We start from the raw sequence: 20,525 nt of genomic DNA, 5'->3' as shown, positions 1-20,525 counted from the left end.
TGCTCAGTTCATGAAGTGATCGGGCCGGCGGCGGGTCTTAGGCGACCCCGGCGACGGTGGCGGATGTGGGGAGCGCGTCCCCGCAGCGGGTGAGCCAGGCCCGGATCGCGGGCCGGCCCGAGAGGTCGAATCCGCCCTCGTCGGCGAATTGCGTATAGGCGAAGAGGGCGACATCCGCGATGCTGACGGCATCGCCGACGAACCACGCGGCGGTAGTCAAGTGTCGCTCCATCCGGTCGAGGGCAGCCTCGCCGCCAGCCACCTTCTTCGGGTCGCGGGTCTCGGCCGGCTCGCCCCGGTAGCGCATGTGGAACCGGCAGACCGCGATCGTCGGCTCGTGGTTGTACTGTTCCCAGAACAGCCACTCGTCGATCCTGGCCTGGGTCCAGGCATCGTCGGGCAGCAGGGTGGAGCCGCGGGCGAGATACCGGATGATCGCGTTCGACTGGGCGAGGCAGCGTCCATCCGGGAACTCGACGCCGGGCACCTGGCCGGCGGGGAAGCGGGCGAGATACTCGGGCGTCCGGGTCTCGCCTGTCATGATGTCGACCGGGATCCAGTCATAGGCGAGCCCGAGGTGGTCGGCGACGTACCGCACCTTCAGGCAGTTGCCCGACATCATGTCGCCGTAGACCTTCACCGCAGTCTCCTCTTCGATCCCCGATCGTCGATCAGTCGCCACCCCAACCCTCCCCCCTCTGCGGGGGAGGGTGGCGAGCGTAAGCGAGCCGGGAGAGGGGACGCCGCGTCCGGAAAGGTCGCGACCATCATGACAGGCGCCATCTGAATCAGCGTCGCGCTGCCCCTCTCCCGCCCCGCTCCGCGGGGCACCCTCCCCCGCAGAGGGGGGAGGGTTCAGGTTGGCGCTACTCCGCCGCCACCGGCATCCGGGCCCGCTCCATCTCGCGAAGCGCCCGGCGGTACTCGACCGGCATCACCTTCACGAACTTGGTGCGGTAGGTGTCCCAGTTGTCGATGATCGCTTTGGCGCGCACCGAGCCGGTATACTTCAGGTGGTTGTTGATGAGGCCGACGAGGCGCTCCTCGTCGTGGCCCGACATGTTTTCCAGGATGTCGATCCGCCCCTTGGTCTCCAGGTCGCCGTCCTGGTGGAAGCGGCGCATGAACTCGTCCTCCTCCTCGACCGGCTCGAGATCGACCATCGACAGGTTGCAGCGCTTGGCGAACGACCCGTCCTCGTCGAGCACGTAGGCGATGCCGCCCGACATGCCGGCCGCGAAGTTGCGCCCGGTCTCGCCGATCGACACGACGACGCCGCCGGTCATGTACTCGCAGCCATGGTCGCCCATGCCCTCGACCACCGCGATGGCGCCCGAGTTGCGGACCGCGAAGCGCTCGCCGGCCGCGCCCCGGATGTAGGCCTCGCCCGCGATGGCGCCGTACAGCACCGTGTTGCCGACCATGATGGTGCGGTCCGACGGCGAACCCAGCGCATCCGTGGGCCGGATGATCAGCTTGCCGCCCGACAGGCCCTTGCCGACGTAGTCGTTGGCGTGGCCGGTCAGGCTGAGCGTCACGCCGGCGGCGAGCCAGGCGCCGAAGCTCTGGCCGGCGGTGCCGGTGAGCTTCACCGTCAGGGTGTCGTCCGGCAGACCCTCGTGGCCGTGCGCCTTGGCGACGGCGCCCGACAGCATCGCGCCCGCGGCCCGGTCGGAGTTGCGGATCGTGTCCTCGACGGTCACCGCGACACCGGTCTCGATCGCGTCGCCGACAGCCGCGATGAGGCGACGGTCGAGGACCTGGTCGATCGGGTGCTTCTGGGTCTCGACGTGACGGAGTGCCACCGTCTCCGGCACCTCCGGCTTGTGGAACAGCCGGGTGAAGTCGAGGCCCTTGGCCTTCCAGTGCGAGATCGCCGCGAGCTTGTCGAGGTACTCGGACCGGCCGATCAGGTCGTCGAGCTTGGTGATCCCTAAGGCCGCCATCAGCTCGCGGACCTCTTCGGCGACGAAGAAGAAGTAGTTGATGACGTGCTCGGGCGTGCCCTTGAAGCGCTTGCGCAGCACCGGATCCTGGGTCGCGACCCCGACCGGGCAGGTGTTGAGGTGGCACTTGCGCATCATGATGCAGCCCGCCGCGATGAGCGGCGCGGTCGAGAAGCCGAACTGGTCGGCGCCGAGCAGCGCCGCGATCAGCACGTCCCGGCCGGTGCGAATGCCGCCGTCGGCCTGGAGCGCCACCCGGCCGCGCAGGTGGTTGAGCACCAGCGTCTGCTGGGTCTCGGCCAGCCCGATCTCCCAGGGACCGCCGGCATGCTTGATCGAGGTGAGCGGCGCCGCACCCGTACCGCCGTCGAAACCCGAGATGGTGATGTGGTCGGCGCGCGCCTTGGCGACGCCGGCCGCCACCGTGCCGACGCCGACCTCCGCCACCAGCTTGACCGACACGTCGGCCGCCGGGTTGACGTTCTTGAGGTCGAAGATCAGCTGGGCCAGATCCTCGATCGAGTAGATGTCGTGGTGCGGCGGCGGCGAGATCAGGCCGACGCCCGGGGTCGAGTGGCGGACCTTGGCGATCTTGGCGTCGACCTTGTGGCCCGGCAGCTGGCCGCCCTCGCCGGGCTTGGCGCCCTGCGCCACCTTGATCTGCATCATGTCGGCGTTGACGAGGTATTCCGTCGTGACGCCGAAGCGGCCCGAGGCGACCTGCTTGATCGCCGAGCGGCGCGAGCGGCCGTCCGGCAGCGGCCGGAAGCGCTCGCGCTCCTCGCCGCCCTCGCCCGAGTTCGAGCGGCCGCCGAAGGAGTTGACGGCGATCGCGAGCGTCTCGTGCGCCTCCTTGGAGATCGAGCCGTAGGACATCGCACCCGTCGCGAAGCGCTTGACGATCTCGACCGCCGGCTCGACCGCGTCGATCTCGACCGAGGTCCGGCCGAGCTCCGCCGCGCTCTTGATCCGGAACAGGCCGCGGATCGTCTTGAGGTGGTTCTCCTGCTCGTTCACCATCTTGGCGAAGGCCCGGTAGCGCTCGGGCAGGTTGAGCCGGACCGCGTGCTGGAGCGTCGCGACGGTGTCGGGCGTCCAGGTATGGGCCTCGCCGCGCAGGCGGTAGGCGTACTCGCCGCCGACATCGAGGGCGGTGCGGTAGACCGGCGCGTCGCCGAAGGCGTCGCGGTGACGGCGCACCGTCTCCTCGGCGACCTCGGCCATGCCGATGCCCTCGATGGTGGTCGCCGTGCCGAAGAAGTCGCGCTCGACGAAGGCCGAGTTCAACCCGATCGCGTCGAAGATCTGCGCGCCGCAATAGGACTGGTAGGTCGAGATGCCCATCTTGGACATCACCTTGAGCAGGCCCTTGTCGATCGACTTGATGTAGCGATAGACGATCTCGTCGTCGGTGAGCTCCGGCGGCAGCTCGTCCTTCATCGCGATCAGCGTTTCGAAGGCAAGATAGGGGTTGATCGCCTCGGCGCCGTAGCCGGCGAGGCACGCGAAGTGGTGCACCTCGCGCGGCTCACCCGATTCGAGCACGAGCCCGACCGAGGTGCGAAGCCCCTTGCGGATCAGGTAGTTGTGGACCGCCGCGGTGGCCAGCAGCGCGGGAATCGGGATCCGGTCCGGCCCGACGGCGCGGTCCGAGAGCACGATGATGTTGTAGCCGCCGCGCACCGCCGCCTCGGCGCGGTCGCAGAGACGGTCCAGCGCGCCCTCCATCGCCTGCGCGCCGGTCTCGGCCGGATAGGTGATGTCGAGGGTCTTGGTGTCGAAGCGGTCCTCGAAGTGGCCGATGCAGCGGATCTTCTCCAGGTCCGCGTTGGTCAGGATCGGCTGGCGCACCTCGAGGCGCTTCTTGCGCGAGGTGCCCTCGAGGTCGAGGATGTTCGGCCGCGGCCCGATGAACGAGACGAGGCTCATCACGGCCTCCTCGCGGATCGGGTCGATCGGCGGGTTCGTCACCTGCGCGAAGTTCTGCTTGAAGTAGGTGTAGAGGAGCTTGGGCTTGTCGGACAGCGCCGAGAGCGGCGTGTCCGAGCCCATCGAGCCGACGGCCTCCTGGCCGGTCACGGCCATCGGCTGCATCAGGAGCTTCAGGTCCTCCTGGGTGTAGCCGAAGGCCTGCTGGCGATCGAGCAGCGACACGTCGGTGCGCGACTCGCGCGGCTGCACCGGACGCAGGTCCTCGAGCACGATCTGGGTGCGCTTCAGCCACTCCTTGTAGGGGTGGGCGGCGGCGAGCTCGTTCTTGATCTCCTCGTTGGAGACGATGCGACCCTTCTCGAGGTCGATGAGCAGCATCCGGCCCGGCTGCAGGCGCCAGGACGAGACGATCTTCTCGTCCGGGATCGGCAGCACGCCCATCTCGGAGGCGAGCACGACGAGCCCGTCGTCGGTGACGAGGTAGCGGGCGGGGCGCAGGCCGTTGCGGTCGAGGGTGGCGCCGATCTGGCGGCCGTCGGTGAAGCAGAGTGCGGCCGGGCCGTCCCACGGCTCCATCAGGGCGGCGTGGTACTCGTAGAAGGCGCGCTGCTCCTCGCTCATCAGCGGGTTGCCGGCCCAGGCCTCCGGCACGAGCATCATCATCGCGTGGGCGAGCGGGTAGCCGCCCTGGACGAGGAACTCGAGCGCGTTGTCGAAGCAGGCGGTGTCGGACTGGCCCTCGTAGGAGATCGGCCAGAGCTTCGAGATGTCGTTGCCGAACAGCTCCGAATCGACGCTGGCCTGACGCGCCGCCATCCAGTTCACGTTGCCGCGCAGCGTGTTGATCTCGCCGTTATGGGCGACCATCCGGTAGGGGTGCGACAGGCGCCAGGTCGGGAAGGTGTTGGTGGCGAAGCGCTGGTGCACGAGCGCCAGCGCCGAGACGAAGCGCTCGTCCTTCAGGTCGAGGTAGTAGTGGCCGAGCTGGTTCACCAGCACCATGCCCTTGTAGACGATGGTGCGCGAGGACAGGGAGACCGGATAGAACTCCTTCAGCCGCTCGTCCTTGAGGGTGTAGACGGCGTTCGAGATCACCTTGCGGACGAGGAACAGCCGGCGCTCGAAGGCGTCCTGATCGGCGCTCGACGCCGGGCGGCCGATGAACACCTGGCGGTGGCGCGGCTCGCTCGCCTTCACGCTCTCGCCGAGGTCGGAGGGATCGACCGGCACGTCGCGCCAGCCGAGCAGCGCCAGGCCCTCGTCGGCGATCGCCTTCTCGACGATCTTCTCGACGAGCTGGAAGCCCTCCTCGTCCCGCGGCATGTAGAGCTGGCCGACGCCGTAATGGCCGGCCTCCGGCAGCTTGATGCCGAGGCGCTCGGCCTCCGCCGCGAAAAAGCCGTGCGGGACCTGCACCAGGATGCCGCAGCCGTCGCCCATCTTCGGGTCGGCGCCGACGGCGCCGCGATGGTCGAGATTCTCCAGGATCTGCAGGCCCTGCTGCACGATGGCGTGGGTCTGGCGGTTGTGCATGTCGGCGATGAAGCCGACGCCGCAGGCGTCCTTCTCGTTGCCCGGGTTGTAGAGGCCCTGGCGCGCCGGCAGGGCCGGATCGCGCACGACGAGGGCGGGGACCGCCTGCCCGCGGGAGGGGTGCTGGGTCCCGGTCCGGGACCGCGACTGATCCGTGCCGCTCATGGTCTCATCTCCCATTAGGCTCGCGGGCGAGCGCGCTCGTTCATGTCGAAGGCGGCAGGTGCGCCACGTCGCGCGCCGGCCGTGATGGGACTGCCCGCCGCACGGACCGGCGCGCCTGCCGATGAGGCAGGCCCGGTCCGGGGCGAGTTATACCCGCTTCCCGAGCGGGCGAAGTGGCGCGGCCGACGCAGGGTCGCCGCAGGGGCGTGCGGGCCGAGGGCGCGGCCGCCGCCTCGTGTTGTTTCAGTCCGCGGGAGGGTCGGTCGCGTCTCGCGAAGGGAGCGCCCGCACCTCGCGAGCGCCCGGCAGGCTGGTGTCAGCCCGCGTGCGCCCGCACCGCCCGAATGGCGGCGCGTTTGGTATCTCGTTTGGCCGTCGTGCAAGCCACAAGCCAGCGCCCTTGCGACCCGGGGGGCACGGGGCCCGGCCGGGAAAATGGGACAGCGGTACTGTCCTAACTCGAGGAACCTGCCAGATTTCAATCGGTCCAGCAAGAGCCCATTCCGTCCTGGCTTGTGCTTTTCTTGCGTTTCGCGTTCCCGGGTCGCAACGAAACGCCGAATTCGCCCGGAACCGCGCATCTTTCCCCTGTCGAACGTCGCACGGCCGCCCGGCAGAGCATGACCGGCATGAGCCGGGACGACTCGTGCGGACCCGCCGCACCCGCCATGATGGCTGCATGCGGGCCCGGCTCGCGACCGCGGGAGCCTTCAGGCCGATGAACTTCGCCAGCGACAACGTGGTGGGCGCGAGCGCGCCGATCCTGGAGGCGATCGTGCGCCACAACGGCGGCGCGATGCCGGCCTACGGGGCCGACCCGCTGACGCTCGGCCTGACCCCGCGCTTCCGGACGCTGTTCGAGCATCCCGACCTCGCGGTGTTCCCGGTCGCGACCGGCACCGCGGCGAACGCGCTGGCGCTCTCCGTGATGGTGCCGCCCTTCGGCCTGTGCCTCTGCCACGAGGAGGCGCACGTCATGGAGGACGAGTGCGGCGCGCCTGAATTCTACACCCACGGCGCCAAGCTGCAGGGCCTGCCCGGCGCCGGCGGCAAGATCGCGCCCGAGACCCTCGACCGGTTCCTCGGCGGGCTGACCCGGCACGTGAAGCAGATGCCGCCGCGCGCCCTCACCCTGTCGCAGCTCACCGAGAGCGGGCAGGTCTACACGGTCGACGAGATCGCGGCGCTCTCGCGCATCGCCCATGCGCACGGCCTCACCGTCCACATGGACGGCGCGCGCTTCGCCAACGCCCTCGCGGCGCTCGGCTGCTCGCCGGCCGCGATGACCTGGCGGGCGGGCATCGACATCCTGTCCTTCGGGGCGAGCAAGAACGGCGCGCTCGCCGCGGAAGCGATCCTGGTCTTCCGCCCCGACCTCGCCGAGACGCTGGATTTCCGCCGCAAGCGCGCCGGCCACATCCTGTCGAAGGGCCGCTTCCTCGCCGCGCAGCTCGACGCCTATCTCGCCGACGACCACTGGCTCGCCAATGCCCGTCATGCCAACCGGATGGCGGCGCGGCTTGCCGCGGGCCTGTCCGAGATGAGTGGTGTGCGCCTCGCCTGGCCGGTCCGGGGCAACGAGCTCTTCCCGATCCTGCCCGCCCGCCTCGACGCCGCCCTGCGGGAGGGCGGCGCGCTCTACTACGACTGGACGAGCCGCAGCCTGCCCGCGGGCGAGGCGGTGCGCGAGGACGAGCGGATGATCCGCCTGATCACCGCCTTCTCCACCACCGAAGCGGAGGTGGAGGCGCTCCTCGCCCTGGCGCGGCGCTCCGCCTGAGGGCTACTCCGGCAGCCGCGGCAGCGGCGTGCCGTCCTTCGGCAGCGGATAGCGGGCGACGTTCAGCTCCATCGCCAGGAAGGTGTAGTACCCGCTGACCGCCGTGAGATCGACGACGCCCGGCTTGCCGAAGAGCTTCTCCGCCCGGGCGAAGGTCGCGTCCGAGACGCGCTTGTTCTGCAGGAGCTCTGCGGTGAAGTCGTAGGCGGTCTCCTGGTCCTCCGGCAGGCCGGTCGGGCGGCGGCCGTCGCGGATCGCCGCGATCGCCTCGGGGGCGATGCCGACCTTCCTGGCGATCGGCGCGTGGACGTACCACTCGTAGTCCTGCGTCCAGTGGCGGGCATTCACCAGGATCACGAGTTCGGACAGCGTGGTGCCGATCTTCGGCTTGTAGCGCAGGTAGTCGCCCATCGAGCGGGCGAGCGTCATCACCTCGGGCGAGTGCATCAGCGGCTCGAACGGGCCGAAGACCGGCACCTTGCGGGCGGCCTCGAAGGCCTCGGCGGCCTGCTTCTGCTCCGGGCCGTACTGGGCGGGCGGGATCGTCGGCAGCCGGTCTTCGGCGAGCGCCGCGCCGGACCAGGCGGCAGCGGGCAGGAGCGCGAGGAGTAGGGCGGGCAGCAGGCGCGGCATGGCGTGATCCTCCGGGGAGACGATTCGGGTGTCGTCCCTTAGCCGAAAGACCGGCTCCCATGCCGGCCGCGCTCCCGCAATCCCGCCTCATTCCCGCGGTTAACAGGTTATTGTCCGAGCACGAGGGGAATGCGGGGCCTCACCCGCCCGGCACGACCCCGGAAACAAGGGAATGCGGGACGATGACTGCACTGCCGTCCAAGACGGGTTCGCGGTCCGTGACGGGCGCGGCACTTCTTGCTGCGCTCGCCGCCACGCTGATGACGGGCGCGATCCTGCCCGCTCAGGCCCAGGGCTACCGCCCGGGCTACCCGGTCGCCATCGAGGACGAGGACGACGCGATCCTGCCGCCGCGCGCGGTAATCTTCCGCCTCGGCCGGGCCGGCTTCACCGGCATGACCCATCCGCGCTTCGACGGCGAGACCTACCGGGTCGAGGCCGACAGCCCGTGGGGCAACCGGGTGCAGCTCGTCGTCGATGCCCGCACCGGCCGCATCCTCGACCGCGAGCGCCTGGAGGCGCCGCTGATTCCCCCCGGCACCGTGCCCGGTGGCCGCCGCCCCGGCTACGGCTGGACCGAGGCCGACAGCCGCCCGCCCTGGCCGCGCGACGAGGCCTTTCGCGATCGCGCCCCGCGCGGCGGCGACGGCTGGCGCGAGGAGGGCCGCTACGCCCCCGTGCCGCTGCCCCGCGCCGAGCCGCTGCCCCCCGGCGAGCGTCCCGAGGAGCGCCGCGTCGCCGCCCGTCCGCTGCCGCAGGGCGCACCGCAGTTCGAACCCGCCGCCCCGGCGGCCCGCGTCGCGCCGGCGCCCCGCGCCTCGACCAATGCCGGGCCCAACCCGCTCGGCCTCAATCCCGACAGCACGGCCGCCCGCACCGGCGTCGCGCCGCGCCGCGAGACCCCGCTCGAGGGGGTGAAGTCCGAAGCCCCCAAGACCGAGGGAACCAGGCCGGAGGCGCCCCGCCGGACCGCGGCGCGCCCGAACCCGCCCGAGCGGATCGAGGCCCCCGCCGCGCTGGTACCGCCCCTGGCGCCCAAGCCCGCGCAGGCCGCCAGGCCCGTGCCGGCCACCAGGGAGCCCGCCCCCGCGAAGGCGGCCGAGGCCGCACAAGCCAAGGCGCCCGACGCCAAGCCGGCGGAGGGCGGCTGGAAGACCCCGCCCGAGGGCAACCGCCCGGTGCGGGTGATCGGCGGCATCACGCAGGTCCCGGGCAAGGACGAGCCGGCGAAGGATTGAGACGGTCCTCGGCCGGGTCTCGACAAGTCCAGGAGCGCCGATTTCGGCGGGGCGGCGGGCCCGGTCAGTCCTTGGCCGTCGCGCCCCGCCCCCGCATCTGTTTCTAGATCGAAAGACGCGCTCGACAAGCGCTGCCACTTTCGGTTCTATCCGGCACCCCGATCTCCGGCCGCGACAGGCCGGGACGGCAAGAAACGGTCCCCCGGAGGAACCCCAGATGCGCTCATCCCTGACCGCGCTCGCGGCGGCGCTCGCCTGCGCGACCGCCTTCGCGGCCCCGGCCCTGGCGGCCGACCCGATCAAGATCGGCGTGACCGGCCCCTATACCGGCGGCTCGTCCTCGATGGGCGTGTCGATGCGCGACGGCGTGCGTCTGGCCGCCGAGGAGATCAACAAGAACGGCGGCGTGCTCGGGCGCCAGATCCAGCTCGTCGAGCGCGACGACGAGGCCAAGAACGAGGTCGGCGCCCAGGTCGCCCAGGAGCTGATCAACAAGGAGAAGGTGGTCGCCACCCTCGGCTTCATCAACACCGGCGTGGCCCTGGCCGCCCAGCGCTTCTACCAGGAAGCCGAGATCCCGGTGATCAACAACGTCGCCACCGGCACGATCATCACCAACCAGTTCAACCCGCCGGACTACGACAACAACTACGTCTTCCGCACCTCGGCCTACGACGTGCTGCAGGCCGGCATGATGGCCGACGAGGCGATCGCGCAGGGCTTCAAGAAGATCGCGATCCTGGCCGACTCGACCAATTACGGCCAGCTCGGCCGCGAGGACCTCGAGAAGTACTTCAAGGCCAAGGGCGTCAAGCCGGTCGCGGTCGAGAAGTTCAACATCAAGGACGTCGACATGACGCCCCAGCTGCTGAAGTCGCAGCAGGCGGGCGCCGACGTGATCCTGGCCTACGGCATCGGCCCGGAGCTCGCCCAGATCGCCAACGGCATGGCCAAGCTCGGCTGGAAGGTGCCGATGATCACCTCGTGGCCGGCCTCGATGCAGAGCTTCATCGATATCGCCGGCACGAACGGCAACGGCGTGATCATGCCCCAGACCTTCATCGAGGATAAGACGCTGCCCAAGCGCAAGTCCTTCCTCGACGGCTACTACGCCAGCTTCAAGGTCAACAAGATCCCGACCCCGGTGGCGGGCGCGCAGGGCTACGATTCGGTCTACCTGCTCGCCGCCGCGATCAAGCAGGCGGGCTCGACCGACGGCGCGAAGGTCCGCGCCGCGCTCGAGGATCTGAACACCAAGGTCGAGGGCGTGGTCACGACCTACGACAAGCCGTTCACGGCCAAGGACCACAACGCCATCAGCCGCAACATGGTGGTGTTCGGGAAGGTCCAGGACGGCAAGATCGTCTACGCCAAGGACGAGGACGCCAAGAACGCGGGCGTCGTCCGCGTCAAGGAGAAGGCCTCGAACTGAGGCCGCATCCGGGTCCCGCGCGCGAGGCGCGGGGCCCGCCCCCGCAGCGCGACGCGCGGGGCCCGCCCGACGAAGACGAGCCCATTTCCCATGCAGATCTTCCTTCAGCTCGTGGCGAGCGGCGTCGCCGTCGGCATGATCTACGCCGCGATCGCCTTCGGCTACCAGCTCACCTTCGCCACCTCGAAGACCCTGAACTTCGGCCAGGGCGAGGCCCTGATGCTCGGCGCCCTGTTCGGCCTGACGCTGGTGCCGTTCACCGGCTACTGGCTGATGTTGCCGCTGGTCCTGGTCTTCGGCTTCGCGCTGGGCGCCGTCGTCGAGCGCCTCGGCGTGCGCCCGGCGGTCAAGATCAAGTCCGAGTACGGGTGGATCATGGCCACCATCGCGCTCGGCATCATCTTCAAGAACGTCGCCGAGAACATCTGGGGCCGCGACGACCTGAAGTTCCCCTCGCCGCTGCCGGAGGAGGCGCTGACCTTCGGTGGCGTCCGGGTGCTGCCGATGGAGCTGATGATCGTCGCCGGCGCGCTCCTGATGATGCTCGCGGTCGAATTGTTCAACCGCCGCTCGATCTGGGGCAAGGCGGTGGTGGCGACCTCGAACGACATCGACGCCGCCGGCCTGATGGGCATCAACACCCAGAAGGTCATCACCCTGTCCTACTCGATCAGCGCCATGACCGCCGCCTTTGCGGGCGTGCTCGTCGCCCCCGTGACGCTGACCGGCGCCACGATGGGCTCGGTGCTGGCGCTCAAGGCCTTCGCGGTGGCGATCATCGGCGGCCTCGAATCCGGCCTCGGCGTCATCGTCGGCGGGCTGATCCTCGGCATCGCCGAGACGCTCACCGGCTTCTACATCTCGACCGGCTACAAGGACGTGCCCGGCCTGATCCTGCTGCTCGCCGTGCTGGCGGTGCGCCCGGTCGGCCTGTTCGGCAAGGCCGTGATCAAGAAGGTCTGACCACTCTTCCGCCCGCGCCGCTCCCGGAACGCGGGAGCGGCCTCGTCGCTCCCGTCTCGTCCAGGGTTCCCCACCATCATGGCGCAGTCCGCCTCCGCGCCGGCGCTGGCCCGGCAAACCGCCCCGCCGGTCCCTCAAGCCGGACTCGGCCGCTTCGTCGGCCTCCTCGGGGCCGTGTGCCTCGTCGTGTTCCTGGCGGCCTTCCCGCACGTCGTCACGAGCCAGTACTACATCCACCTGCTGGTGGTGATCGCCATCTACGCGATCCTGATCCTCGGGCTCGACATCGTGGTCGGCTATACCGGCCAGGTCTCGCTGGGCCATGCCGGCTTGTTCGGCATCGGCGCCTACGCGGCCGCCGTCTTGTTTCTCAAGTTCAAGCTCGGGCTGTGGTTCGGGCTGCTGGCCGGCATCGGCGTCACGGCGGGCTTCGGCCTGCTGCTGGCGATCCCGGCGCTCCGGGTCAGCGGTCCCTACCTCGCCATGGTGACGCTGGCCTTCGGCACCATCATCCAGATCTTCATCAACGAGATGACGGACCTGACCAACGGCCCGCTCGGCATCACCCTGCCGCCGGCCCGGGTCCTCGACTTCTCGCTCATCGGCCTGCAGGCGCCCTGGGGTGCGGCCGGCCGCAAGCTCGAATTCTACTACCTCGTCTGCGCCTGCCTCTTGCTCACGATCCTGGTGGTCAACCGGGTGGTGCGCTCGCCCTTCGGCCGCGCCTTCGAGGCCCTGCGCGACTCGCCGATCGCCTGCGACTGCATGGGCGTCAGCGTCTACCGCTACAAGGTCTACGCCTTCGTGATCTCGGCCGCGCTCGCGGGCCTCTCGGGTGCGCTCTTCGCCTGGTCCGAGCGCTACGTCGCACCGAACTCCTACGGCTTCGAGCTGACGGTGCTGTTCCTGCTCGCCGTCACCATGGGCGGGCGCAAGTCGCGCTCCGGACCGCTGATCGGCGCGGCCATCATCGTGATGATGCCCAACATCCTGGCCGACATCGCCCTGGTGCGGATCATGGCCGGCATCATCGCCGCGCTGGCGGTCGTCGTGGTCGGCCTCGCCTTCCTGCGGGGCAAGGACAACCGGATGAGCCTGCTCATCCCGGGCGCGCTCTGCCTCGCCTTCTTCCCGGCGACGCTCGCCATGGATTCGGTGACGGATTTCCGCCTCACCGTCTTCGGCCTGATGATCCTGTTCGTGGTCTACTACCTGCCGGACGGCATCGTCGGTTTCTTACGCGAAAAGCTGCCCTTCCTGCGCCCGGCCCATACGGGGGCGACCCAGGCGCTCGCGGCCTCGGGCGACGCGCTGATCCGCCAGGGCGGCCGCTCCGGCGCCGATCCGCTGCTCACCGTCGAGCGGGCGCTGATGCAGTTCGGCGGCCTCAAGGCCCTCAACGAGGTCGACCTCGCGGTGCGCCCGGGCACGATCCACGGGCTGATCGGCCCGAACGGCTCGGGCAAGAGCACGATGATGAACGTGCTCACCGGCATCTACAAGCCGACCGCCGGCAGCGTGACGCTCGCCGCCGGCACCGACGCCGCCAAGCGGCTCGACGGGCGCACCCCCTCCGAGATCGCGCTCTCGGGCGTCGCCCGCACCTTCCAGAACGTCCAGCTCTTCCGCGAGATGACGGCGCTGGAGAACGTGCTGGTCGGCCTGCACCACAGCTTCCAGGGCACGCTGTTCGACGCGATTCTCGGCACGCCGCGGCGGCGACGCGAGGAGCGCGAGGCCCGGGCCCGCGCGATGGCGATCCTCGACTTCGTGGGCCTCGGCGCGCTCGCACAGGTCGAGGCCCGCAACCTGCCCTACGGCAAGCAGCGGCTCCTCGAGATCGGCCGGGCGCTCGCTCTCGATCCGGTGCTCCTCCTCCTCGACGAGCCGGCCGCCGGCCTCACCGCGCCCGACATCGCCGAATTGACGGTGATTATCCGCAAGATCCGCGACGCCGGCATCACGGTGATCCTGATCGAGCACCACATGGACGTGGTGATGGGCCTGTGCGACCGCGTCAGCGTGCTCGATTTCGGCCACAAGATCTCCGAGGGCGGTGCCCGCGAGGTCCAGTCCGACCCCAAGGTCATCGAAGCCTATCTCGGCAGCCCGGTTGCCGACGCCGCGGAGTAGAGAGATGCTCGATGTCAGCGGCCTGTCGGCCGGCTACGGCCAGATCGAGGTCCTGCACGGCCTCACCTTCACGGTCCCCAAGGGACAGGTCGTCACCCTGATCGGCTCCAACGGAGCGGGCAAGACCACGACGATGCGGGCGCTGTCGGGCATGATCAAGCCGCGCTCCGGCTCGATCAAGCTCAACGGGCGCGAGATCGGCGGCCTGGAGAGCCACGACGTCGCCCGCACCGGGCTCGCCCACTCGCCCGAGGGGCGGCGGGTCTTCCCGACCCTGTCGGTCGAGGACAACCTGACGCTCGGCGCCTTCCCGCGCCTCACCGGCTCGCGGCCGAAGGGCGACGTCAACGCCGACCGGGAGCGGGCCTACACCCTCTTCCCGCGCCTGCGCGAGCGCCGCACCCAGCTCGCCGGCACCCTGTCGGGCGGCGAGCAGCAGATGCTCGCCATGGGCCGGGCCCTGATGCTGCGCCCCGAGATCCTGCTCCTCGACGAGCCCTCGATGGGCCTCGCTCCGAAGCTGGTGGAGGAGGTGTTTCGCATCATCCGCCGGCTCAAGGAGGAACAGGTGACGATGCTGCTCGTCGAACAGTTCGCCATGGCGGCGCTCGGCGTGGCCGACCACGCCTACGTGCTGGAGAACGGCCGCATCCGCTTCCAGGGCCCGGCGGCACAGCTGCGCGACGATCCGCAGGTGCGGGCGGCCTATCTCGGCGGCGGCCACTGACGATCGGACCGGCGGGACGCCGTCGCGTCACCGCCGGTTCATCGCCTCTCCCCAATCCTGCCGTCCGGCATGAGAACGGGAGAGGTGCCGTGACACGGGTCATGATCGCAGCCGCGCTGCTTGCCACCACCGTCGGGACCGGTCGGGCCTGGGCCATGGCGAACCCGGCCTCGGCCCATTGCGCCCCGCTCGGCGGGCGGCGCGTCGAAATCCGCAAGGAAGCCGCCGGCGAGGCCGGCTATTGCCACCTGCTCGACGGTCGGGTGGTCGAGGAGTGGCAGCTGTTTCGCGCGGCAAAGCAACGGTAGGCGGATCACCGTCGCCCCCCCGCGCCACATCCCAGGGCTTCGGCCGCGCCGAGCCCCGGGATGCCGCCCTCGATGACGGTCGAAGGCCGATCAAGCCGCCTGCCGGGCCCCGGCCGCGGCGTCCGCCTTCGCCTTGTCCTGGGCCGCGTAGAACGAGGCGTTGTGCTCGCCCCGCAGGGCCTCGCGGGTGAAGCGGATCAGGTGGTGGGCGACGAAGCCCATGTTGAACACCGCCTCGATCTGGCCGCGCTTGAGGGCGTAGCCGGCGGCCTGCCAGAACGCCCGGCGATAATCGGAGAACAGCCCGACCCGGGTGACGATGTTGAAGCCGAGGATCAGCCCGCGGCGCAGGTTGGTGAAGGTCAGCTTGCCGGCGGTCGGCGTGGTGATCCGGTTGGGATAGGTGACGTCGCACTGGCGCTTGAAGCGCTCGAACAGGTGCTCGGGCGAGTAGGCATGGGCGATGGCCCGGCGCCAGGATCCCACCACCTCGTCGTGCGGGCGCTTGAACAGCACGTTCGATTCGAGGCTGGCATCGTGGACGAGCCGCCCCTCCCGCTCCAGCCGGTCCCAGAGCGGCGTCTTGGGCAGGGCCTGGAGCAGGTTGATGGTCAGGACGGGAATGGCCGACTTGTCGATGAAGTCGATCAGGTTCTGCTCGGACTTGTCCGAATCGGTGTCGAGGCCGAGGATGATGCCCGAGGTGACCTCGAGCCCGTACGAGTTCAGGGTCTCGATCGCCTCGTACATCGGCACGGCGGCGTTGTGGGTCTTGTCGATGCCCTTGAGCGCGTCCGCCTCCGGCGTCTCGATGCCGACGAACACGGTCATGAAGTTGGCCTGGCGCATCAGCTCGAGGATCTCGGGCTGCTTGGCCATGTTGAGCGTCGCCTCGCAGGCGAACTGGAGCGGGTAGTTGTTCCGCTTCTGCCACTCCACCAGGTGGGGCAGCATGTCCCGCGTCGCCTTGCGGTTGCCGATGAAGTTGTCGTCGACGAAGTACACCACCGCCGGGTGGGCCGGCTGCGCCACGATGGCGTCGAGCTCGCCACAGAGCTGCTCGGGGGTCTTGAGTCGCGGCTGGCGGCCGTAGAGCTGCGGGATGTCGCAGAACTCGCAGCGATACGGGCAGCCCGACGAGAATTGCAGCGAGCCGATCAGGTAGCGCTTCAGCGGCACGCGCTCGTAGGCCGGCGCCGGGAAGTCGGCGAGCGCCAGGCGGTCGGCCGTCTCGAATCGCTCCGGTTCGGACGGCACCGCGACGGTCGCGTCGAGGCGGCGGATCAACGCGTCGGTGGCGTCGCCGATCTCGCCGAGATGCAAGTAGTCGAAATCCGGGTACTTTTCCGGCGCGCCGGAGACCGAGGGCCCCCCTAAGACGGCGACCTTGCCGGCGGCATGCGCCCGGCGGCCGATCTCGTGGATCTGGCCTTCCTGGATGTGCATGCCCGACACGAACACCGCGTCGGCCCAGGCGAAATCCTCGGGGCCGGCCCGAGCGATATTCTCGTCGACGAATCGCACCTCCCATGCCTCCGGCATGTAGGCGGCGATCACGAGCAGCCCTTGCGGTGGCATGAAGGCCTTGACGCCGCCCATCAGCGGATAGGCGTGCGAGAAGGTGCCGAACGAGGGCGTGTAGGCGGGGAAGACGCAGAGGATGCGTCGCGAAGAGGAGACCGGGACGGTGCTGCGCATGGAAACGTATCTAGCACAGCCCCGCCGGAAGGCTGCCCCGCCACGTCAGCTTTTCGCCACGCCGCGCCGCACAGCCGCGAGTCGCAATGCCGCAGCGTCACGCCGCCCGCATCGGGCCCTCGACAGCAAAAACGCGAAGCGCCCGGTCCGTTGCCGGACCGGGCGCTTGCGATGGTATCGCGACAGTCGCGTCGGCGTCAGGCGCCGTGGGCGGCCAGCACGCTCGAGGGATCGACCTTCACGCCCGGGCCCATCGTCGAGGAGACGGCGATGCGCTGGATGTAGGTGCCCTTGGCGCCGGCGGGCCGGGCCTTGGCGACCGCATCCGCGAAGGCGCGGATGTTCTCGACGATCTTCTGCTCGTCGAACGAGACCTTGCCGATACCGGCGTGGACGATGCCCGCCTTCTCGACGCGGAACTCGACCGAACCGCCCTTGGCGCCGGCGACGGCGCCCTTGACGTCCATGGTGACGGTGCCGACCTTCGGGTTCGGCATCAGGCCGCGCGGGCCCAGCACCTTACCGAGGCGGCCGACCAGCGGCATCATGTCCGGGGTGGCGATGCAGCGATCGAAGTCGATCGTGCCGCCCTGGATCGTCTCGAGCAGGTCCTCGGCGCCGACGATGTCGGCACCGGCGGCCCGCGCCTCGTCGGCCTTCGGGCCGCGGGCGAACACCGCCACCCGCACGGTCCGGCCGGAGCCGTTCGGCAGGTTGCAGACGCCGCGGACCATCTGGTCGGCGTGGCGGGGATCGACGCCGAGGTTCATCGAGACCTCGAAGGTCTCGTCGAACTTGGCCTTGGCCCGCTCCTTGATGAGCTTCACCGCCTCGTCGAGCGGGTAGAGCTTGGTGACCGCGATGCCCTCGCGGGCGGAGCGGATGCGCTTGCCTGTCTGTGCCATGTCGCCCTCCCCTTACGCGGTGATCTCGAGGCCCATCGCGCGGGCGGAGCCGCGGATCATGGCAACGGCGGAATCGACCGAATCGCAGTTCAGGTCGGGCATCTTCTTCTCGGCGATCTCGCGGATCTGCGCCTCGGAGACCTTGCCGGCGGGCGCGCCCTTGCCGGGGGTCTTCGAGCCGGAGGCCGGCTTCTTGCCGATCTTCAGGCCGGCGGCCTTCTTCAGGAAGAAGGAGACCGGGGGCTGCTTCATCTCGAAGGTGAAGGAGCGGTCCTGATACGCGGTGATGATCACCGGGATCGGGGTGCCCTTCTCGATCTGCGCGGTCTTCGCGTTGAAGGCCTTGCAGAATTCCATGATGTTGAGGCCGCGCTGACCGAGCGCGGGACCGATCGGCGGCGACGGATTGGCGGCGCCGGCCGGGACCTGAAGCTTCACGTAGCCCGTGATCTTCTTCGCCATGGGACTGCTCCCAGAATAGCCCTAGACAATGAGGGCGGTTGCAGGTCGCGGTGCGGCCCGGGCTCCCGGAGGCGTTTCCGGGCGGGCCTTCCGCGGGTGAGGGGCGGATGGGACGGGAACGGAAAAGACGAGGCGCGCTGCCGCGCCCCGTACGGTTCCCGAACCGCTCCGCCGGGTACGATCAGAGCTTCTCGACCTGACCGTATTCGAGCTCGACCGGGGTCGCCCGGCCGAAGATGGAGACCGCCACCTTTAGGCGGGAGCGGCTCTCGTCGACTTCCTCGACGACGCCGTTGAAGGAGGCGAACGGGCCGTCCGCGACGCGGACCTGCTCGCCGACCTCGTAGGAGATCGAGGCCTTGGGGCGGTCGGTGCCTTCCTGGACCTGGCCCTTGATGCGCTCGGCCTCGGCGTCGGGGATCGGCACCGGCTTCGACTTGTCGGCGCCGAGGAAGCCCGTGACCTTCGGGGTGTTCTTGATGAGGTGGTAGACCTCGTCGGTGAGGTCGCACTTCACCAGCACATAGCCGGGGAAGAACTTGCGCTCGGCATCGACCTTGCGGCCGCGGCGCACCTCCACGACCTTCTCGGTCGGAACCATGACCTCGTCGAACTTCTCGGTCAGGCCGCGCTGCGCCGCCTGATCCTTGATCGACTGCGCGACCTTGTTCTCGAAGTTCGAATAGGCGTGGACGATGTACCAGCGCTTCGACACGGCGTTCACTCCAGTCCGGCGGCGGCCCCGTCGCGGGCCAGCATCAGCCGGGTCGTTTCTCGATCAGGCCCCGATGCCCAGCACCAGCGTCACGGCGTAACGCAGCACCTGGTCGACGACGGTGAAGAACACGCTCGCCACCACCACCATGACGAACACCATCAGGGTGGTCACCAGGGTCTCCTTGCGGGTCGGCCAGGTGACTTTCCGGCCCTCGTCGCGGACCTGCTGCAGGAACTCGAACGGGCCGACGCGCTTCGGCGCCGGACGCGCGGGCGGCGCCGGCGGGGTGCTGCGGGAGGCGTTGCGCCCGAGGTCCATCTTCTTCGTCGCTTCGTTCGATGCCATGGCTCGGACAACCGATGCGCTCGAAACCAACGGCGGCGGCGGGCTGAAGGATCACCCCCGGCCCGCGAAGCCGCCTGTTCGATCTGGGATGGGGGCAGCGTCTAGCGCAGTTGCCTGCGCTTGTCGACTGTCCCGAACGGATTGTTACGAAGTTGCCGGCGGGTGACGGTAACTCCGGTCGGCTCGCGGTTCCTGGCAGGAGTGGAGGGACTCGAACCCCCAACCCCCGGTTTTGGAGACCGGTGCTCTGACCAGTTGAGCTACACTCCTGCAGCGCCGCGGCGCGCTCGCTCTCTAGCCGGATCCTCGGCCCGGATGCAAGCGGAATGTCGCGCGATCCGGTGCGAGAGCTCGCGGGCCGAGGGCATCCTCCGGGACCACCACCGGCCGATCGACCGCGCTCGGCGCCCGCTTCGGAGGCCATCGTGTTGATCGCCTGCAACGGAAAGGGCCAACCGAAGTATTTGACAGTATAATTTTTCTCGGCCGGGATGGCCGATACGGGCGTGAGAACGCCGCCTGCACCCAGCGCTCTCGCAGCGATCAAGGCACGGGTGGCGTCACTCGGCAGCCGCCCCCATCGGCGCGGTCAAGCCCCGTCAGCAGAGCTGCTGCGTCCGGTGCGGCCTTGGACGAGCCTCCAGCGCCGAATGTCACCCTTCAGAGCGCCGATGCAGGCGCAGCTTGCCGGCGGGCGCTGCGGAGGTCGCACCGCTCGTGGCAGACCATACCGACGGCCGACGCGATCCTCGTGCCGGGCCAGTCAGATCGAGGCGCCCCATCGGGCGAGCAGCCTTCGGGATCGGCGGCGGCGTCTTGCATCTTGCCTCCGATTCCCGGCCCTGCGGACGATGACGACGCAAAACATTGCCATCGATATCCCGCGAGCGGGGATTAGCGCAGGCGAGATCATTCGATTTGCGGCGGCACGACGAAAGCCCTGCCGCAGCGGAGATTCGCCACGGCCGCACACTTGGTCCACGTCGATTGCGGGAGCCGATAGCGTCCCACCCGGCTGCCGCACGGCCTTGCGAATATGCTTGGGGTGCGATGACGTCTCGTTCGACGGGAACAGGCGACCGGAAAGGCCCCTCCCCCGCCAGCGCCCTTATCGCCAGTGGTGCAGCGCTACGATCCCTGCGGGAGTGCCGCGGGCCTCAACGATGGTTCGATCAAGTCGGGCACTGAGCTCGCCAAGACCAGGCTTCGACGGAGAGGAATCAAGCTCGTCGTCGAGTTTCACGGTGGGGGTGTCGACTGGCCTGCGTCGGGTTCTGCCTCGTACCGAGTGGCGTATCATTGCAAAGACAAAAAGCCCGCCGGCTGATCGCCGGCGGGCTTCTGATTGGTTTGGTTGCGGGGACAGGATTTGAACCTGTGACCTTCAGGTTATGAGCCTGACGAGCTACCGGGCTGCTCCACCCCGCGCCAAGGCGCGATCCGGATCGTGTCGAGGGAAGGTGTACGTGCTTGGCAGGTCTGGCGGTGACCGACTCTCCCGTGTCTTGAGACACAGTACCATGGGCGCTGGGGCGGTTAACGGCCGAGTTCGAGATGGGATCGGGTTCTGATCACCCCGCTCTGACCACCAGACCGGCCAAGCACGT

The 20,525-nt window shown here is 69.3% G+C and carries 15 protein-coding genes, 2 tRNA genes and 1 rRNA gene; 7 read left to right on the top strand and 11 right to left on the bottom strand.

Annotated elements, in window-relative coordinates:
* Positions 1-37: 37 nt before the first annotated feature.
* Together BMX97_RS22395 and gltB are read right to left on the bottom strand one after the other, a co-directional pair.
* Positions 38-640: a glutathione S-transferase family protein gene (locus BMX97_RS22395; RefSeq protein WP_091753465.1), complete on the bottom strand. Its 603-nt coding sequence runs from the start codon at positions 638-640 to the stop codon at positions 38-40.
* A 226-nt stretch (positions 641-866) separates the two neighbouring features.
* Entirely contained in the window at positions 867-5,576 is a 4,710-nt protein-coding gene (gene gltB / locus BMX97_RS22390) for a glutamate synthase large subunit (RefSeq protein WP_091753464.1), read from the bottom strand.
* A gap of 718 nt (positions 5,577-6,294) precedes the next feature.
* On the opposite strand from gltB, the gene BMX97_RS22385 reads away from it, so the two are divergent.
* Positions 6,295-7,356, top strand: a complete 1,062-nt coding sequence (locus tag BMX97_RS22385; RefSeq protein WP_091753519.1) for a threonine aldolase family protein — start codon at positions 6,295-6,297, stop codon at positions 7,354-7,356.
* Positions 7,357-7,359: 3 nt separating this feature from the next.
* On the opposite strand, the gene BMX97_RS22380 is transcribed toward BMX97_RS22385, so the two are convergent.
* A complete protein-coding gene (locus BMX97_RS22380; protein ID WP_091753463.1) occupies positions 7,360-7,989 on the bottom strand; it encodes a carboxymuconolactone decarboxylase family protein in 630 nt (209 codons plus the stop codon).
* Between the two features lie 182 nt (positions 7,990-8,171).
* Between BMX97_RS22380 and BMX97_RS22375 the strand changes: the two genes are divergently transcribed.
* The 6 genes from BMX97_RS22375 (at position 8,172) to BMX97_RS22350 (ending at position 14,790) form a co-directional block, all read left to right on the top strand.
* Complete coding sequence (locus BMX97_RS22375; protein WP_244538598.1) at positions 8,172-9,227, top strand: hypothetical protein; 1,056 nt, start codon at positions 8,172-8,174, stop codon at positions 9,225-9,227.
* 217 nt (positions 9,228-9,444) lie between these two features.
* The gene (locus BMX97_RS22370) at positions 9,445-10,659 is read left to right on the top strand and encodes an ABC transporter substrate-binding protein (protein WP_091753461.1); all 1,215 of its coding nucleotides are present in this window, start codon (positions 9,445-9,447) and stop codon (positions 10,657-10,659) included.
* 90 nt (positions 10,660-10,749) lie between these two features.
* Positions 10,750-11,622: a branched-chain amino acid ABC transporter permease gene (locus BMX97_RS22365; protein WP_060848453.1), complete on the top strand. Its 873-nt coding sequence runs from the start codon at positions 10,750-10,752 to the stop codon at positions 11,620-11,622.
* A 78-nt stretch (positions 11,623-11,700) separates the two neighbouring features.
* Complete coding sequence (locus BMX97_RS22360) at positions 11,701-13,755, top strand: branched-chain amino acid ABC transporter ATP-binding protein/permease (RefSeq protein ID WP_091753460.1); 2,055 nt, start codon at positions 11,701-11,703, stop codon at positions 13,753-13,755.
* A gap of 4 nt (positions 13,756-13,759) precedes the next feature.
* Entirely contained in the window at positions 13,760-14,482 is a 723-nt protein-coding gene (locus BMX97_RS22355) for an ABC transporter ATP-binding protein (RefSeq protein WP_091753459.1), read from the top strand.
* Positions 14,483-14,571: 89 nt separating this feature from the next.
* Positions 14,572-14,790 carry a putative hemolysin gene (locus BMX97_RS22350; protein WP_244538592.1) on the top strand — a complete coding sequence of 73 codons (219 nt, stop codon included), beginning with the start codon at positions 14,572-14,574 and terminating at the stop codon, positions 14,788-14,790.
* Between the two features lie 90 nt (positions 14,791-14,880).
* On the opposite strand, the gene BMX97_RS22345 is transcribed toward BMX97_RS22350, so the two are convergent.
* From BMX97_RS22345 to rrf, 8 genes are all read right to left on the bottom strand, one after another.
* Positions 14,881-16,488, bottom strand: a complete 1,608-nt coding sequence (locus BMX97_RS22345) for a B12-binding domain-containing radical SAM protein (RefSeq protein WP_091753457.1) — start codon at positions 16,486-16,488, stop codon at positions 14,881-14,883.
* A gap of 197 nt (positions 16,489-16,685) precedes the next feature.
* Positions 16,686-17,393 (bottom strand): 50S ribosomal protein L1, encoded by a 708-nt coding sequence (rplA, locus tag BMX97_RS22340; protein WP_091753456.1) that lies wholly within the window; start codon positions 17,391-17,393, stop codon positions 16,686-16,688.
* Positions 17,394-17,405: 12 nt separating this feature from the next.
* On the bottom strand, positions 17,406-17,855 hold the full coding sequence (gene rplK, locus BMX97_RS22335) for a 50S ribosomal protein L11 (protein ID WP_048430287.1): 450 nt from the start codon (positions 17,853-17,855) through the stop codon (positions 17,406-17,408).
* A gap of 181 nt (positions 17,856-18,036) precedes the next feature.
* Positions 18,037-18,570, bottom strand: coding sequence for a transcription termination/antitermination protein NusG (gene nusG / locus BMX97_RS22330; RefSeq protein WP_048435103.1), 534 nt, complete (start codon positions 18,568-18,570; stop codon positions 18,037-18,039).
* A 63-nt stretch (positions 18,571-18,633) separates the two neighbouring features.
* Positions 18,634-18,918: a preprotein translocase subunit SecE gene (gene secE, locus BMX97_RS22325; protein WP_060848447.1), complete on the bottom strand. Its 285-nt coding sequence runs from the start codon at positions 18,916-18,918 to the stop codon at positions 18,634-18,636.
* Between the two features lie 193 nt (positions 18,919-19,111).
* Positions 19,112-19,188: transfer RNA gene (locus BMX97_RS22320), tRNA-Trp, on the bottom strand.
* 1,081 nt (positions 19,189-20,269) lie between these two features.
* Positions 20,270-20,346: transfer RNA gene (locus BMX97_RS22315), tRNA-Met, on the bottom strand.
* 49 nt (positions 20,347-20,395) lie between these two features.
* Positions 20,396-20,511, bottom strand: a 5S ribosomal RNA gene (gene rrf / locus BMX97_RS22310).
* Positions 20,512-20,525: the final 14 nt, after the last annotated feature.

This window comes from Methylobacterium sp. ap11 (assembly GCF_900110515.1).
GTDB lineage: Bacteria > Pseudomonadota > Alphaproteobacteria > Rhizobiales > Beijerinckiaceae > Methylobacterium > Methylobacterium ajmalii.
Note: the sequence above shows the minus strand (reverse complement) of the source record. Positions and strands in the feature narration are given on the sequence as shown.

What these genes read in the sequence shown, in the direction of transcription:
- BMX97_RS22355 (WP_091753459.1), top strand. Translation starts at nt 13,760, where the DNA reads ATGCTCGATGTCAGCGGCCTGTCGGCCGGCTACGGCCAGATCGAGGTC.
- rplA (WP_091753456.1), bottom strand. Translation starts at nt 17,393, where the DNA reads ATGGCACAGACAGGCAAGCGCATCCGCTCCGCCCGCGAGGGCATCGCG.
- BMX97_RS22360 (WP_091753460.1), top strand. Translation starts at nt 11,701, where the DNA reads ATGGCGCAGTCCGCCTCCGCGCCGGCGCTGGCCCGGCAAACCGCCCCG.
- rplK (WP_048430287.1), bottom strand. Translation starts at nt 17,855, where the DNA reads ATGGCGAAGAAGATCACGGGCTACGTGAAGCTTCAGGTCCCGGCCGGC.
- gltB (WP_091753464.1), bottom strand. Translation starts at nt 5,576, where the DNA reads ATGAGCGGCACGGATCAGTCGCGGTCCCGGACCGGGACCCAGCACCCC.
- BMX97_RS22345 (WP_091753457.1), bottom strand. Translation starts at nt 16,488, where the DNA reads ATGCGCAGCACCGTCCCGGTCTCCTCTTCGCGACGCATCCTCTGCGTC.
- BMX97_RS22365 (WP_060848453.1), top strand. Translation starts at nt 10,750, where the DNA reads ATGCAGATCTTCCTTCAGCTCGTGGCGAGCGGCGTCGCCGTCGGCATG.
- BMX97_RS22385 (WP_091753519.1), top strand. Translation starts at nt 6,295, where the DNA reads ATGAACTTCGCCAGCGACAACGTGGTGGGCGCGAGCGCGCCGATCCTG.
- BMX97_RS22380 (WP_091753463.1), bottom strand. Translation starts at nt 7,989, where the DNA reads ATGCCGCGCCTGCTGCCCGCCCTACTCCTCGCGCTCCTGCCCGCTGCC.
- BMX97_RS22370 (WP_091753461.1), top strand. Translation starts at nt 9,445, where the DNA reads ATGCGCTCATCCCTGACCGCGCTCGCGGCGGCGCTCGCCTGCGCGACC.
- secE (WP_060848447.1), bottom strand. Translation starts at nt 18,918, where the DNA reads ATGGCATCGAACGAAGCGACGAAGAAGATGGACCTCGGGCGCAACGCC.
- BMX97_RS22375 (WP_244538598.1), top strand. Translation starts at nt 8,172, where the DNA reads ATGACTGCACTGCCGTCCAAGACGGGTTCGCGGTCCGTGACGGGCGCG.